Below are 16,221 nucleotides of genomic sequence, written 5' to 3' on the forward strand. Positions count from 1 at the left end.
TTTTATTTATTTTTAAGAATATTGATTGCGTTGGAAAGATTAAGATAGGCTTTGATAGGCAAATGATCTGAAGCAATGCGTGCAAGTGGTGAATAATGATTTTCAATACTTGTTACCAATTGGTGGGGAAAAGAAAAAACTCTATCAAGGGCTAACAAAGGAAAACGAGAGGGAAAGCTTGGTACAACTTCAAAAGTGCTATCAAAATAGGGAGAAAAATGATTTAAAGATGAGCCTTTTCCCATTCGCCATTCATTAAAATCTCCTATGAGGAGTGTAGGCATAAGGGGGCGTTTTTGGAAAATTTCAAGGAGCATTTTTGTTTGTTGTTTACGAGAGTAACGTAATAAGCCAAAATGAGCCGCAATAATACGAATAGGGCCTGCTGCCATTTCCAACTCTACAATTACAGCCCCACGTGGTTCAATACTAGGAAGAGTGACTTGTAAAGTATCACGTACATATCCCTTTCGCAAAAAAAGAGCATTCCCATGCCAACCATGGCCATGAGGTGACATAGTATTAAGAGGTACAGGAATCAAACCGGTTTCAGCTTTTAATAGCTGAAGATTAATCAAACCGATGCGTTCCCCAAAACGTTTATCTGCTTCTTGAAGAGCAAGGATATCAACTTGTAATTCAGTAATAACACGGACAATTCTTGTAGGATTAAAAACTTTATCAACACCTACACATTTATGCACATTATAGGAAGCAACGGTCAGATCATAATTACTATTTTGATTGACGATGTTTGATTGATGATGAGAGCGGCTGTGAATTGTATTTAAAAAGGAGCTATGGAGTTTTTGTTGGATAAAACCGGTAAACCAAGGGAATTTTTGCTTATAAGGGATTTTTGTCATTTTGCGAAAAGAATAGTTTCTAAGAAGCAGAGGGTAAAGATTTACACTAAAAACAAAAGAACCTTGTTTCTTTTAGAAACAAGGTTCTTTAATTAAGTAATGATTTTTGCAATCAATCACGGTTTGAGCCAAGAAACTGTAGCAAGAAGACAAACATATTGATGAAATCAAGATAAAGATTCAGCGCGCCCATAATAACTTTACGTCCTCTGGTATCGCTTTCATCTCCTTCATAATACATCAACTTAATGCTCTGGGTATCGTAGGCTGTTAAACCAGCAAAGATAAAAACACCAATCACAGAAATAGCAAACTGCAAAGCGCTTGATCCAAGAAAAATGTTCACAATCATGGAAAGCAACAAGCCGATCAATCCAATGAATAAGAATGAACCGATTGCTGTGAGATCACGCTTTGTTGTGTATCCATAAAGTGAAAGAGCTCCAAAAGTTGCGGCGGAAATGACAAAGGTTTGCACAACACTTTCTGTCGTATAGCGCAAAACGATTGAAGACAGTGAAAGACCAACCAGAGCAGCATAACCAAAAAAGAGACTACGAGCAGCATTTGTGCTCAATGTATTAATTTTAAAACTGAGAAATAAGACTGCTATGAGTGGTGCAAACATAACAATATAAGAGAATGGCGATGTATAAAATGTTACTCCAAATGGTGTTAGATAAACACTGCTATTGATTTGAGCTGCTGCTTGGCTCATATCTGTTGTCGTTGCTAATGATACAATTGCATAAGCGGCAGCAGCTGTAATAAGCAAACCAATGGCCATTGCATTGTAGACACCCAACATATAGTCGCGTAATCCCTGATCAATTGATGCATCGGCATGAGAAGCAGGTGCCGAACGTAAATCTTTTAAATTAGCCATAATATAAAATCCTTTAGCATATGTTCTGTCAGGTATAGGGCTTTAAAGGTGTCTCTGTCATTACACAGATAAGCTTGGTATAAGCCTTAATTGGGCAAATACAAAAACCCTTAAGAATCACTGACAGAATTCCAGCATATATGCTCTTATTATGGAGATTTATTTAAAAATTACAAGAGATTTATATGAAGAAGGAACCTTACAAATTGGTAAGGAAATAGTTCATTTTAATAAAAAATATTTCCATTTTTTGCCATATTTTTGCAAGATAAAAAGACTATACTTAAAAACTTTTCTATTTTCACAGAAACTATGTAATACAATCCCTTATAAAATATTCACTATTTTTGCGTTTATGAGAAGAGCGGCAAGTATCATCACACTATTTTCAACCTCCAATATTGCATCTGTTTTGCACGGTTATAAGAGCTATTGAATTGGATTTTTATATAATATATTGATGTATAATGATAAATTGTCTTTTTGAATGCTAAATGATACTCCGAATATCGCAAGATTCTCTGGTTGAAAATCTGTTCATATTAAATCAATCAAGATTATTGACTTGTGTCTTGCAAGAGACATTGTTTTAATGGATTCAACATGAACAGATTCCAAATAAAAGAGATTTAGGATAGTAAGGGCTTTTATTCAATATGAAAAACGGTAATTTATATTTATAATCAATATGTTGCTTTAACAAGACACCATTGAAAATAGTTGAAAAAATGTTTTTTATTAAACAATATATAAAATAAAAAAGGAAAGTTTTTAAACGAAGCACTTAAGAAAGGCTCTGTAAAAGCGATATCTGTAAAAACTAAAAAACGTACGAAAATCAATTGTTCTAATCAAATAAACAGAACTTCAAATGCTGTGAAATGTCTCCTCAAAAATTGTGATGTAGGACACATGGATAAAAAATATTGATTCTATTTGAGTTCATTTCTTTTGCACTAACTAAGTGTAGAAATGTAAAGTTTAAAAGAAAGTAAGATCTTATAGTCCCATGAAGAGAAACACGTGAAATGACGAGCAACAAGAATTGATTAAGAGAAATCAATGCGTAATCAGACTTGTGACGGTCAATAATCTCTGTTTTCTAAGGCACTGAACATATCAATGAGAAGATGTACTATTGGAATGACGCCTTGCTTTCATCCAAGTACGCAATTCTTCAATAAGGATGGCAATAACACCGAGAGTGATAAAACTATCTGCAAGGTTGAAAATAGCAAAATAAAAAATATCATCAATATGAAAAAGTATATAATCAGTGACATGATGAAAGCGAATACGATCAATGAGATTGCCGATGGCTCCCCCAATAATAAGAATAAGGCCAAAGCACATTAAAGACTTATTATATTCAGTATTTTTCCATAACCATAGAAGAAAGATAATCACAATGATCGTGATGGCGATGATTCCCCACTGAGAAAAGGAAGAAAAAAACGAAAATGCAATGCCAGAATTGCGCACATGATAAAGGGAAAGAAAAGGAATAAGCGAAATTTCTGTTCCTAAAGGCATATTGTGCATAACCCAGTATTTGACAGCTTGATCAAGTACTACTGTAAAAGCCAAGCCCAAGAGAAGAAAAGGGAGTGATTTACGAATCATGTTTTTCCTCACATGGTTCCAGTATTAAATAGGGGCGACGGATTTCATAAAGCATAACAGCTGTTGCTACAGCTAGATTAAGCGAGTCTGCTCGTCCGCTTTGTGGAATACGCGTAAGTTTATCACACCGATTCGTAAGAAGATCTGATAATCCCTGTTTTTCATTCCCCATTAAAAGGATAATAGGGCCATTTTTGAAGTCAAGTGTGCGATAATCCAGAGAACCTTTGAGGTGTGTTCCAACAATCATACCTTTAAAGTGAGAAGACCAGTTTAAAAAGCCGTTTTCATCAAAACGATAAAGTGGTACAGAGAAAATAGATCCCATGGTTGCGCGGACTGTTTCAGGCGAGAAAGGGTCTGTTGTCTCGCCAATTAAAATAACACCTTTAGCACCTACAGCATCAGCGGTTCGAATAATGGTACCAAGGTTTCCAGGATCACGTACACGATCAAGCGCGATGTAAACATCTTTAATCTGCCCTTTTATCATTTCAAAAGAGTGCCATTTTTGCTTGAAAATACCAATAACTGTTTGTGGATTATCGCGTCGGGTAAGTGATTCCATAACCTTTTGTGAGGCTTTAATAACAAAACCACCGTTGGCTACAGCACGTGCGGCAGTATTTTCGATAGTAGCATTACCGATTTCACTTTTAGAAAAAATAAGCGTCTGTATTGTCCAGCCAAGATTGAGAGCATCAATGACCAATTTCAATCCTTCTGCCATGAAAAGACCTTCTCTATTACGGTTTTTCTTTTGGCTAAGTGCTTTAAGATTTTTTATGATGGGGTTGCTAAGAGAGGTAATTTCTTTCACTCTACCAGTTTTGGGTCTACACATATTCAAGCAATCCAACGGCTAAAAAGAGAAGTAGAAAGAGCACGTCCTGCAACTTCTTCACGCAAAATGAGTTCTCCTGATTCGACCGTACCACCAAGATTTACAAATGCATCACGCATTAAAGCATGAAGTGCAAAGAAAGAAGCACGAATAGAATAAGCCGTAAGGACAACAGAGAGCGGTTTATCAGAGAGAAGTTTACGACAATTTGTGATCATAGCGGGTAAATGATCAAACAGTTGCCAAATTTCACCATGGGGTCCACGCCCATAAGCAGGGGGATCAAGAAGAATCATATCATAGCTTTTCTTACGACGCAGTTCACGCTCGACAAATTTCATAGCATCATCGCAAATCCAGCGAATAGAATGATCTGGTAATCCTGCTCTTTCTTGATTAGCTTTTGCCCACGCAATGGCTTTTTTAGAAGCATCAACATGGGTAACATTCGCACCCGCTCGTGCTCCAATCAAAGAGGCAATACCTGTATAGCCAAAAAGATTCAACAATTTTATAGGGCGTTCGGCTTTAACAATTTGTTCTTCCATAGAGCGCCAATGGGCATCTTGTTCAGGAAAAACCCCCACATGACGAAAGGAAGTAAAACGGCCTAGAAAAGACAATCCATTCCAAGCAAGAGCCCATGTTTCATCAAGTGGCTTTTTAGGAAAATGCCAACGCCCAACCCCTTCTTCATCAAGGTTTCCTGTGAAAATAGCATCAACATCAGCCCATTGTTTTTGTGGTAAAGCGGGTTTCCATAGTGCTTGACCTTCTGGTCGAATAATGCGGTAAGCTCCATAACGTTCTAATTTTTGTCCATGACCAGAATCAATGAGAGCATAGTTTTCGCTTATACCCGTTTCTAAAATAAGGGGCAGCTTTTCCTGCGGATATCTATTGTTATGGGAGGATTGAAAGCATTGTGCGGGCATGTTTTGTATCATGGTATATGAGGTATAAAAATATATTATAAAGCTCTTAAATGTTTCGTAAAAGTGCAAAAAAGCTAAAGTCAATTAAAACATGTATAAAAAAGAAAAAGAGCGCTTTTAACTCTGTACTGAATATAAAATACTAAAGAGAAAAGATTTCATTTAAATACCATTACACAAGATTTGTGATAGATGTTTTCAATTTTTCAATCTCAGCTTCACTTTTTTTGAGAGCTTTTTTGTATTTGTGATAGGAAAACCAACCGATCAGATTTCCTAATAAAACACCAAAACCAAAGAAAATAAAGAGCCATATAAAGAGGGGAGCATGATAAGTAAAACTTTCAGGATTTGCTCGAAAAGGATCAAGGGTTAACGGAACCATTTGACGATTAGCCACGATAAAAACAATCAAAACCGCTGCGAGAATCACACCGATACTTGTTAGAAGAATACGTTTAATTATCATAAGTTTCTCACTGATTAAGACGGTCGCGTAAATCCTTGCCAGTTTTAAAAAAAGGAATCCACTTTTCTTCAACAGAAACGGCTTCACCTGTTCGTGGGTTACGTCCATTACGGGCTGAACGGCTTTTTACAGAAAAAGCTCCAAATCCACGAAGTTCAACGCGATTGCCATTTGCAAGTGCTGTTGCAATTTCCTCAAAAATAGCGTTTACAATATTCTCCACATCCCGTTGAAAAAGATGCGGGTTATGACGAGCGATAATTTGTACAAGCTCTGATTTTACCACAATAGCCTCACTTTCACACAAAAAAATTTTGTAATTGTGCACTCCATGCATATTACAATATATAAACGGATAAAAGCAAAATAAAATCAAGAAAAAACAAATTGCAAGAAACAAAATTTGAAAATACCTTCTATAAAGGGTATACAGATTAAAAATGCGGAGGATTTAAGAGATCAGGAGAGTATGTCCGTACACAATCATTATAAAGCCTTTTCAACGCAATCATCTTTTGGAGATGTTTTAAAAAAAGCATCCCGTCATTCGCGTCGCATTAGCATATTAAAAATTTTTTTACCTCTCTTAGCGTTGATTTCAGCGCTGGTTTTTTGCTGGTTTACGTTTTTCTTGGTTCCCGTTACTTCTGATTCTATGCCTTTGAATAATGGAGAAAGTGGCGTGATGAATTTGACGATGCTCAATCCAAAATTAGAAGGGTATACGCGTGCTCATGAACCTTATTGGCTTAAAGCAGAAAAGGCATTTCAAGATCATACCCACGCTGGAATGATTGGGTTGCAAAACATTACAGCTAGAGCATTTATGGGCCAACAACGACAGGTTTTTCTCGTCGCACAAGGGGGGGTTTACGATAACATTAATGGTTTTTTACAGTTGGATAAGCCATTCACGATTACGACGAATGATGGGATGATGGTACAATTTATGTCAGCTAGTATTAACTTATCCGAGGGACAGTTAAAAACAGATCAACGTGTTAATATTCAGCAAGCCGGTTTGAATCTTGCCGCAAACGCCTTACAAATTCGAGAAAAAGGAAAAAACATATATTTCCATGGTGGTGTGCATTTAGTGCTTCAAAAGCAATAACGCAGTATCAATACAAATCTTTAAAGGATATTTATAAAGAGAAGTATGTGTATATACAAACAGAAGAATTGAAATAATGAAATCGTACAAAAGATGGATAGGTGTGATGTTGGCTTTTAGCATGGGAATGTTAGGAGGAGGAGCAGTTTTAGGATATGCTGAAGTGGCCCATTTTGGAATAAGTCTATCAAGCGATAAAGAACCGGTAGAACTTCATGCAGATTCTTTGGAAATACGTGATAAAGAAGGGATAGCGCTTTTTAAGGGTGATGTTTCAGTGGTGCAAGGTGAACGTCTTTTAAGAACGGCAGAATTAGTTGTTTACTACGATAAAGCATATAAAGAAATTGATAAAAACAAGGAAGATACAAAGGCATCATCTGTTTCTTTATTTGGTTCGTCGAGTATACAAAAAATGGAAGCTTTAGGAAAAGTTTATATAAAAATTGCTACGCAAGTTGCTACGGGTGATAAAGGCGTTTTTGATGGAAAGTCAAAAATGATGAGTTTGACAGGGAATCATGTTGTGTTAACTGATGGTGACAATGTGGCAACGGGGTGCAAACTAACGGCAAATATGGAAAGCGGAAAGGCTTTTTTAGAAGGTTGTGAGACGCCTAAGAAAAAAGGTCGTGTTTCTATTATTTTAAAACAAAATCAAAAGAATGGCCATTAAGATTTCATGTTTGGAATCAAAAGAAAAAAACAGACCGATAGGTATAATCTTGAAAGTGAAGCTTCAAAAAATCCCTTAAAAGGGACCTTGATTGCTAGTAATTTGATTAAAGTTTATCGAGGAAGACGAACTGTTAATGGTGTTTCTTTTGGCATTCGTACGGGAGAAGCCGTTGGCATTTTAGGGCCCAATGGGGCAGGTAAAACAACTTGTTTTTATATGGTGACAGGGCTTATAAAATCTGATGGAGGATCCATTAAAATTGATGGATTTGATATTACGCATCTTCCGATGTATCGACGTGCGCGTTTAGGTATTGGATATCTTCCACAGGAAGCGTCTATTTTTCGTGGTCTTTCAGTAGAAAATAACATTAAAGCTGTTTTAGAGGTCGTTGAAAAAGATCGCCTTAAACAACGTGAAGAGTTAGATAGCCTTTTACATGAATTTAAAATTGATCATTTACGTAAAATGTCTGCACTTTCGTTATCTGGAGGTGAACGTCGGCGACTTGAAATTGCGCGCGCTTTAGCTTCTCGTCCCCATTTTATGTTACTTGATGAACCATTTGCAGGAATTGATCCTATCGCTATTTTCGATATTCAACAACTTATTCGTCATTTAACGAGGCGTGGCATTGGTGTTTTAATAACGGATCATAATGTGCGTGAGACATTAGGGCTTGTCGATCGCGCTTATATTATTCATACAGGGCGGGTGTTAGTTCACGGTTGTCCTAACGATATTATCAACAACGTTGATGTACGCAGAATTTATTTGGGAAATCAGTTTTCTCTTTGATTTTACAGCTTTCACGAGTTTCCATTTAAGTTTAACCAAACATTATTACTGAAAATTTCCTTATTTATGCCAAAACTTCTTTTATGACTATAACCTTAATGTTGTTATTGAGTGGTGAAAAAGGCTTCATCATTAGAGGTTAGTTTGTTGTTTTATAAGTTTAGCTTACTCATAATTGTATCATAGATAAAGATATCACTAGATTAACGTGATAATGAGTGATAAACGAAGCTCTCAATAAATGCGTGTGTTATTGAAAGGTAAGAGATATTTATCATATTTTTCTCTGTCGAATCAAAAAATATATCGATGATGCTGTTTTAGGTATTTTGATGGGAGCACCGGTTTATATATTGCGGTTATTCAATAGGAGTTGTCGTATTTTATTGGTTTATATCGCCTATTTGAAAATAGGAGCTTGGCTACAGATATCAGGCTAAATCTATAAATCTTTTAAAATAATCATTAAATTTCTAAAAATCTTTATATTCTTGTTATAAGTCGATGTTCAAGCTATACAGTAATTTTCAAAGTAAAGGTCCATTTTGCTCAGTATGCTTTTCATCTTAATTTAAGGGCTCATTGTTTAAAGAAAGAAAAACTCTGATGGCGGATTATACATCAATTCTTATGACAAGTTTAATAAGTTTATGAATAATGGCCTTTTCTAGAGTCGTAAGGAAATTAACTTTATGAACAACTTCATTTCTTTGGTTTCTCATGCCGTTAATGATGATCCGAATACTATTTATTATTGTTTTAGAAGTGATATGAGATGTATTGAGCCATCACCTATTATAAATTGAAAAGTAAAAACACATGCGATGTTGCGAAAAGTGAAAGAACATTAAGTATCTATAGCGTTTATAGGTTTATTGATGAGCATTTTAGCGTGTAAGAGGAAAATTAAAGTATGAATTTGAGTGAGTTAATAGCACCGGAAGCGATCATTCCGGCTCTTAAGGCTAATTCGAAAAAACAGGTTCTGCAAATTTTAGCCGAAAAAGCTTCCAAGCTAACAGGTCTTAGTGAGCATGTGATTTTTGATGTTGTTTTACAACGCGAGAAGCTTGGTTCAACGGGTTTGGGTGGAGGTATTGCGATTCCTCATGGAAAATTACCTGATATTAATCGGATCATTGGTATATTTGCACGTCTTGAAAGTCCTGTTGATTTTGAAGCTCTTGACGACGAACCTATAGATCTCGTTTTTCTTCTTTTAGCACCTGAAAATGCTGGTGCAGATCACTTAAAAGCTTTATCACAGATCGCACGTGTTTTGCGTCACACTGATGTTGTACAAAAGTTGCGCAGTACGCATAATGCCAATGCGCTTTATGCTTTATTGATTCAAACTTCAGAATCAAATGCAGCTTAAAAGTTATTATGAGCGTATAAATTGCGAGGTATGCACTACAGAGCGTAGGAAATAATATAATTTGCATCTTAAGACTAATAACAAAAGGTTATGTCATGAGATTTAAGAAAATTACTTCTAATTGAACCTTCTTTTTAAAGAGTAACCAACAAAAACGAAGGGCTTTTCCTTTCTTGTTCTCGTATATTAAAGCATCTAATTATTATGTTCGTGGATTCTTTTATCCTGTTATACTGTAAAAACACTATCATTTGAGATATGGTGAGATAAATTCTGTAAGTCTTCTTAATATATTAAGTGCTTTTAGAGTGCGTGGTAAATATTTTTAAACAGGACTTGTCTGTAGAGCCTTTAGTTAAGTGAATCACATGAGTGGGAAGAAAAGAGGAGATCGCTCGACAAGAATCCAAACTTTTTCAGTCCAGATTGGATTAAGAATCTTCGTCCTTTGAAAGCGGGAAAGAAATCAACAGAAAAGTTTATTTGTGCATTGAATTTTTTTGTAAGTTGAGTTTGAGTGTTTAGGGATAATATTTTAATGATCAAGAAGAAATAAGAGATATATTGTATCTTCAGTATAGCAAGATATTAATTTTAAATATAATTCACTATTTCGCATGTTAGATGAGAGATCCGAATATTGTAAAATTCTCTCATTCCAAACTTGTTTATGTTGAATCAATCAAAACCATTTCCTTGCACGTTGTAAACGGAATTAGCGTGTGGATAAAAACTGTACAAGAAAGGGGTAAAAATGCTTCTTATGAATCGTCTCAAGTATTGAGGGTTGCAGCAAAACATTGGGAGCTGGAAAATAGTGTTATGGTGCCAGCTTTCTTCTTCACAAGTGGAGAGATCAACTATTTTATAGATATGATTTAGATGTCTGCTGTTGTATAGAGCTCATGCTAAAGAACAATTTTGTACGGTAAGAATGAAAATTATACCTTTAGGTTGGGTGAAAGAGTTTTTATGCATAGGAAGATTTATTTAAGTGTCTTTAATTGATTAAAATATTGTTTAAAAAATGGTAATGTTAGAACTGCTATAGAAAAAAGTTTTATATTTCTTTTTATAAATTACTTAGAAATAAGATAAGGAGACTTTCCCAAAGAATTCTTAAGAAGTTTTTTATAACAGAAAGAAAAATATCGTCTAATACATTAAAATAATACGATTAAGCTATTATAAGTTACTAAAATCATTTTAGAAATTAATAATTGGAGATGAAATATATAGGGAAATAAGATCAAAAGAAACAAAGTTGTATGTGATTATTGAGATAGAATCTAAATTCTTTATGTTTTATTATTAATACCTTGATAATATTTTATTATTTTTACAAGGTCTTTTGAAGGTTGAGAAAAAGTGTTATCGGGACGATATTGAATACGAAATATGAATGCACTATAATGAGTAAAAGGTGGAGTATTTTGCGAACATAAATGTATTGAATGCATAAAGTCGAGAAGTGATATTCGTAAGGCGATTAAGCTTTTTTGCGGGGAGTCCGGGGTGTATTTTCAAAATTTTGCATCAGATTGCTTGTGATATAAAGAGTATGGTTTATTTCTTAATAGTGTGATGGTATATTTTCATCTCGTTTTGAAGTTCTATAGCTTAAAGAAATCGTTTTTTATACAAAAACGAAATAAGTAGCGTAAAATGAAGATGTTATTTTTTAATGTGGTTATTGAATAAGAAGTTTATTTTTTGGTAACGATTAAAAGGTCATAATGAAACGTAGAAATCTATTTTGATTAGTTTGAAAATATTTCGCTTATTGAAGGAATTAGGACAATAACACATGAATGTCGGGGAGTTTTTGTTGAATTTTTCCAATGAAGAAAATCTTGTTAGAGACTAAAGAAGTGAGCTAAATGAAGATGTTTGAAAAGACTGTTATTGCTGCATCTGTAATGGTTTTTGTTACAGCAGGAGTGGCATATGCACAAACGCCAAGCCGTTTAAATCAATTTGAAGCGTGGGGAGCCTATTCTTATAAATCGCCCAAAAATACGATTTGCTATGTGTTATCGGTACCTTTGAAGGCTCTTCCAACGACAGTTAATCATGGTGATAATTTTTTCTTGGTTACCAAGCGTTCTCATTCACCTATTTCGTTTGAACCGCAGTTTATGGCTGGTTATACCCTTCAAGAAGGGTCGAGAGTGACAGTGACCATTGGAGGTAAGGATTTTGATTTTTTCACGAAAGATTCCTCAGCTTGGCTGGCGTCATCAGAGCTAGAAAAGCAGCTTGTTTCTGCTATGCGTGCTGGAAGCAATATGACAGTGCAAGCGATATCAAAACGAGGAACGCATACCACTTATACTTATTCCTTAAAAGGGGTCACTGCTGCATTAAATGCAGCTCAAAAGTGCCATTAAGGTTTCGATAACTCTAAAATAGTGATGTGAATTGGAAAGCAATGGCCATTTCTTATGACCTTAGACCAGTTGGTTCATGTTTTGCACGAAAAACAGATAATGTGGTCGTGAAGGAGAGTTCTAAGCTCTCTTTAATTGGTTTGTCGCAAGATGAAATGATGCAAGCTTTAAAGACAGTTGGTGTACCAGAGCATCAAACGCGTATGCGTGTGCGTCAGCTTTGGCATTGGCTTTATGTGCGTGGTGTTTCAAATTTTGATGAGATGCTGAATATTTCTAAAGCAATGCAAGAAACACTTAAGTGTCATTTCTCCATTGCGCGCCCAGAAATTGTTGGAGAACAAATATCAAAAGATGGTACGCGTAAATGGCTCTTACGTTTTCCTGCACGTGGAGCTGGAAGGCCTGTTGAAATTGAAACGGTTTATATCCCTGAAGAAGGACGTGGTACTTTATGTCTTTCATCGCAAGTAGGGTGTACGTTAACCTGCTCTTTTTGCCATACGGGAACGCAGATGCTTGTTCGTAATCTGACCGCAGAAGAAATTTTGGCACAATTATTGGTTGCACGTGATTGTTTGGGTGATTTTCCTGATAAGAATACCCCTGATGGAGTAATTGTTCCCATTGAAGGACGAAAAATTACCAATATTGTTATGATGGGAATGGGAGAACCTCTTTATAATTTTGAAGCTGTTAAAAAAGCTTTATTGATTGCCTCTGATGGCGATGGACTTTCTTTATCAAAACGTCGAATTACGCTTTCAACTAGTGGAGTTGTTCCTAGAATTATCCGAACTGGAGAAGAAATTGGTGTTATGTTAGCAATTTCACTCCACGCAGTACACGATACACTAAGGGATATGCTTGTTCCCATTAATAAAAAATATCCGCTTGCTTTACTAATGGAGGCTTGCCGTAATTATCCTGGTCTTTCCAATGCAAAACGAATCACATTTGAATATGTTATGCTGAAAGATATCAATGATAGTTTAGATGATGCTAAGCGATTGATTCAGTTATTGAAAGGGATTCCTGCTAAGATTAATTTAATCCCTTTTAATCCGTGGCCAGGGAGTAATTATCAATGTTCTGATTGGGAGCAAATCGAGCGTTTTGCTGATGTCGTTAATCAAGCGGGCTATGCTTCTCCTATTCGGATACCGCGTGGACGCGATATTTTAGCTGCATGTGGACAGCTTAAATCAGCTTCAGAGCGCTTACGTAAATCTGAACGTTTACGACTTGAAAATGCCATTGGTCATTAGGTAACGCAATTTTCAGCGATATCGAGGCCTATACTTTTTTGTTTGTAAATTAATATCCAAACCTCATGCGATGGCATATGTGAGACAGAGATTAAGATGGATAAGTGCTAGACGAACAGTTTCAGCGTTTATATGCTAAATGGGGTAAGATATTGTCTATAGTCTTGTTTGCATAATCTCTGAAATTAAGAAGGAAGCCTAATTTAGAGGGAATATGAGGTCTTAAGGATTATAACTAATTTCTACCTTATTATCGTACTCATTAATTAGGTTTTGTGTCTTTTAAAAGCATCTACGGTAATATCTTTTAAAAAGTGGAGATTGTGCACTGCCTCATGCTTTTGTTTATTATTTTCTTAAATAAGATCACGCATCACAAGCAAAACAGAGGATCTAAAATATAAATACCATTAAGTTATCCATTGATATGTTTTTTAAGTATCTCTTAGTACACTCTTCATATCACGATAATGCTTGTGAGGAGTGTAACAAAAAGCTTCTGTGAATGTATTGTACTCCTACACCTTTATGTTTAATAAAGGTGTAAATTGGTACCACCATTCTATTTTTCAGCTCCCAATGTTGTAACAGCTTTTAGTACTTGAGATGGTTTATAAGAGGTGTTTTTATTCTTTTCTTAGATAGTTTTTATCCATACGAAAACTCCAGCTTCTCTTGTGATGTACAAAGGAAAGGTATTGTTTTATTCAAAACAAACAGGTTTGAAATGAAAAAATCTTATAATATTTGTTTTTTTATTTAAATTAAAAGCGATACATTACACGTATAAATCAATGTTTTGTAACCACAAGGAGATGGAGGGCAAAGCTGGTAAAAGTACCAGCAATAAGCCAGTCGAGAAAGCGAATATAAAGAGGGTTCTTTTTGAGAGTTTTGGTAAGTTTATGCGCTGTAAAAACGATTGCAATTGTAATGGGGAAAGAAATAGGAATATAAGAGAGTCCTAAAAAGAGCAATTTTTGTGTTGCCATAGGATCATTCGCATTGATAAATTGTGGTAAGAATGTCGCGTTAAAGAGTATAACTTTAGGATTGAGAAGATTAATTCCAATACCAGCAAGATAGTTACGTTTAGCGCTTTGAGATTTAGAAGATGTCTGTTCAAAGGAAAAAGTGGGGTTTCTCCGTAAAGCTTGAAAGGAAAACCATAAAAGATAAAAGGCGCCAACAATTTTCAGAAGAACAAAAGTATGTGGTGCAGCAAAAATAAGCGCTGATAAGCCAAGTGCTACAGCGGTAACCTGAATGGCAAACCCTGTTGCACTACCCAAGGCGCACATAATTCCAGCTTTTTTGCTTTGTGTAATGGTTCGTCCTACAGAAAGCATCATATCTGGTCCTGGAATAAGTGCTAAAATCAACGATGCTAAAGCAAATTGTACAACAATAGACCACTCCGGTAGAAATGACACGTAAATCTCCTTTTATTTTTAAGCAGTGTTCACTATTTATACTTTGAGGCACCTTTATTTACGCTTTTTGCGTCTTTTTAATGTTGCTTAAAAAGAATTTATTTTTATATTTCTTGCATCGTTTTGATTTTTGGGTAGAAATAAAAAAGTAGCTCATATAGAACTTTAAAATGAAAAAGTGGCAAAATATTAGAAAAGTTGTTTTGGCTTATTCAGGTGGATTGGATACGTCAATTATTCTTAAATGGTTGCAAAGTGCGCTAGGTGTTGAAGTTGTAACTTTTACAGCAGATTTGGGGCAGGGGGAAGAGCTAGAACTTGCTCGTCGTAAAGCTGAAATGCTAGGTGTTAAAGAGATCTACATTGAAGATTTGCGCGAAGAATTTGTGCGTGATTTTGTGTTTCCGATGTTTCGAGCCAATACCGTTTATGAGGGGACTTATCTTTTAGGAACATCAATTGCACGTCCACTTATTTCAAAACGCCTTATTGAAATTGCTGAGGAAACAGGGGCAGATGCCATTGCTCATGGAGCAACAGGAAAAGGCAATGATCAGGTACGCTTTGAGCTTTCCGCTTATGCGCTTAATCCTGATATAAAGATTATTGCTCCATGGCGTGATTGGGATTTTAAGAGTCGGACAGATCTCTTTGAATTTGCTCGTATTCATCAAATTCCTGTAGAAAAGGATAAGCAAGGTGAAGCGCCTTTTTCAGTGGATGTAAATTTATTGCATTCTTCATCAGAAGGAAAGATTTTAGAAGATCCAGCACTTCCTGCTCCTGAATATGTCCATATGCGTACTCTTTCGCCGGAAGATGCTCCAGATCAAGCAACCAGAATTACTCTTGGCTTTAAAAAAGGCGATGCTGTTTCAATCAATGGAAAAAATTTATCACCTGCAACTTTACTTGCAGAGTTAAATCATTATGGGCGCGATAATGGTATTGGTCGGTTAGATTTGGTAGAAAATCGCTTTGTGGGTATGAAATCACGGGGTATTTATGAAACACCAGGTGGAACCATTCTTTTGACGGCTCACAGAGCTATAGAATCTTTAACGTTAGATCGTGGCGCAGCTCATTTAAAAGATGAATTGATGCCACGTTATGCAGAACTCATTTATTATGGATTTTGGTTTTCGCCGGAACGTAAGATGTTGCAGGCAGCTATTGATTTATCTCAAGAACATGTTGAAGGTGAAGTCACGTTAAAGCTTTATAAGGGGAATGTAATTATTGAAGGGCGCCAAAGTAAGAAATCACTTTATTCCAGTGAGTTAGTAACTTTCGAGGATGATCAAGGTGTTTATGATCAAAGAGATGCAACTGGTTTTATTAAATTAAATGCTCTACGTTTGCGTACATTAGCAATGCGTCATCAAGGTGATAAAGAAAAGAAATAGAAAATTACGGTGACAAGTGTAAAGTAGGTGCAGTGCTTTTGTATGAAATGCCTAGTTTAAGCATTTTTCTGTTGGTTTTTACCGTTCTTTCGTTCAATACTAGAAGCTTATCTTCTGCGCTAATAAATATAA

The 16,221-nt window shown here is 35.7% G+C and carries 16 protein-coding genes; 8 read left to right on the forward strand and 8 right to left on the reverse strand.

Features of this window, described 5'->3' with window-relative positions; translation table 11 throughout:
- Positions 1-2 precede the first annotated feature (2 nt).
- The 7 genes from ACFINH_RS02975 to ihfB all read right to left on the reverse strand — a co-directional run bounded on the left by ACFINH_RS02975 (position 3) and on the right by ihfB (position 5,909).
- Positions 3-866: an endonuclease/exonuclease/phosphatase family protein gene (locus ACFINH_RS02975; protein ID WP_375612773.1), complete on the reverse strand. Its 864-nt coding sequence runs from the start codon at positions 864-866 to the stop codon at positions 3-5.
- A 112-nt stretch (positions 867-978) separates the two neighbouring features.
- The gene (locus ACFINH_RS02980; protein ID WP_375632117.1) at positions 979-1,752 is read right to left on the reverse strand and encodes a Bax inhibitor-1/YccA family protein; all 774 of its coding nucleotides are present in this window, start codon (positions 1,750-1,752) and stop codon (positions 979-981) included.
- A gap of 1,119 nt (positions 1,753-2,871) precedes the next feature.
- The gene (gene lspA, locus ACFINH_RS02985) at positions 2,872-3,375 is read right to left on the reverse strand and encodes a signal peptidase II (RefSeq protein ID WP_375612774.1); all 504 of its coding nucleotides are present in this window, start codon (positions 3,373-3,375) and stop codon (positions 2,872-2,874) included.
- On the reverse strand, positions 3,365-4,219 hold the full coding sequence (locus ACFINH_RS02990) for a TrmH family RNA methyltransferase (RefSeq protein ID WP_375611349.1): 855 nt from the start codon (positions 4,217-4,219) through the stop codon (positions 3,365-3,367). The genes lspA and ACFINH_RS02990 overlap by 11 nt, the downstream gene beginning before the upstream one ends.
- A gap of 2 nt (positions 4,220-4,221) precedes the next feature.
- A complete protein-coding gene (locus ACFINH_RS02995) occupies positions 4,222-5,154 on the reverse strand; it encodes a class I SAM-dependent methyltransferase (RefSeq protein ID WP_375612775.1) in 933 nt (310 codons plus the stop codon).
- A gap of 172 nt (positions 5,155-5,326) precedes the next feature.
- Positions 5,327-5,623 (reverse strand): LapA family protein, encoded by a 297-nt coding sequence (locus ACFINH_RS03000; protein WP_375632118.1) that lies wholly within the window; start codon positions 5,621-5,623, stop codon positions 5,327-5,329.
- 7 nt (positions 5,624-5,630) lie between these two features.
- Positions 5,631-5,909, reverse strand: a complete 279-nt coding sequence (gene ihfB / locus ACFINH_RS03005) for an integration host factor subunit beta (protein ID WP_273790186.1) — start codon at positions 5,907-5,909, stop codon at positions 5,631-5,633.
- A 183-nt stretch (positions 5,910-6,092) separates the two neighbouring features.
- On the opposite strand from ihfB, the gene lptC reads away from it, so the two are divergent.
- From lptC to rlmN, 7 genes are all read left to right on the forward strand, one after another.
- Entirely contained in the window at positions 6,093-6,737 is a 645-nt protein-coding gene (gene lptC, locus ACFINH_RS03010; protein WP_375611351.1) for an LPS export ABC transporter periplasmic protein LptC, read from the forward strand.
- Between the two features lie 76 nt (positions 6,738-6,813).
- Positions 6,814-7,413, forward strand: coding sequence for an LptA/OstA family protein (locus ACFINH_RS03015; protein ID WP_375622043.1), 600 nt, complete (start codon positions 6,814-6,816; stop codon positions 7,411-7,413).
- A gap of 6 nt (positions 7,414-7,419) precedes the next feature.
- Positions 7,420-8,214 (forward strand): LPS export ABC transporter ATP-binding protein, encoded by a 795-nt coding sequence (gene lptB / locus ACFINH_RS03020; RefSeq protein ID WP_012754448.1) that lies wholly within the window; start codon positions 7,420-7,422, stop codon positions 8,212-8,214.
- Between the two features lie 913 nt (positions 8,215-9,127).
- On the forward strand, positions 9,128-9,592 hold the full coding sequence (gene ptsN / locus ACFINH_RS03025) for a PTS IIA-like nitrogen regulatory protein PtsN (RefSeq protein WP_375611353.1): 465 nt from the start codon (positions 9,128-9,130) through the stop codon (positions 9,590-9,592).
- A 624-nt stretch (positions 9,593-10,216) separates the two neighbouring features.
- Positions 10,217-10,474: a hypothetical protein gene (locus ACFINH_RS03030; protein WP_375632119.1), complete on the forward strand. Its 258-nt coding sequence runs from the start codon at positions 10,217-10,219 to the stop codon at positions 10,472-10,474.
- Positions 10,475-11,478: 1,004 nt separating this feature from the next.
- Entirely contained in the window at positions 11,479-11,982 is a 504-nt protein-coding gene (locus tag ACFINH_RS03035) for an invasion associated locus B family protein (RefSeq protein WP_375632169.1), read from the forward strand.
- 41 nt (positions 11,983-12,023) lie between these two features.
- Positions 12,024-13,250 carry a 23S rRNA (adenine(2503)-C(2))-methyltransferase RlmN gene (rlmN, locus tag ACFINH_RS03040; protein WP_375632120.1) on the forward strand — a complete coding sequence of 409 codons (1,227 nt, stop codon included), beginning with the start codon at positions 12,024-12,026 and terminating at the stop codon, positions 13,248-13,250.
- A gap of 791 nt (positions 13,251-14,041) precedes the next feature.
- On the opposite strand, the gene ACFINH_RS03045 is transcribed toward rlmN, so the two are convergent.
- Positions 14,042-14,683 carry a LysE family translocator gene (locus tag ACFINH_RS03045; RefSeq protein ID WP_375612781.1) on the reverse strand — a complete coding sequence of 214 codons (642 nt, stop codon included), beginning with the start codon at positions 14,681-14,683 and terminating at the stop codon, positions 14,042-14,044.
- A gap of 170 nt (positions 14,684-14,853) precedes the next feature.
- Between ACFINH_RS03045 and ACFINH_RS03050 the strand changes: the two genes are divergently transcribed.
- Positions 14,854-16,089, forward strand: coding sequence for an argininosuccinate synthase (locus tag ACFINH_RS03050; protein ID WP_375632121.1), 1,236 nt, complete (start codon positions 14,854-14,856; stop codon positions 16,087-16,089).
- Positions 16,090-16,221 lie beyond the last annotated feature (132 nt).

Origin of the sequence: Bartonella sp. AA74HLJMH (assembly GCF_042197045.1) — a bacterium.
Taxonomy (GTDB): domain Bacteria; phylum Pseudomonadota; class Alphaproteobacteria; order Rhizobiales; family Rhizobiaceae; genus Bartonella.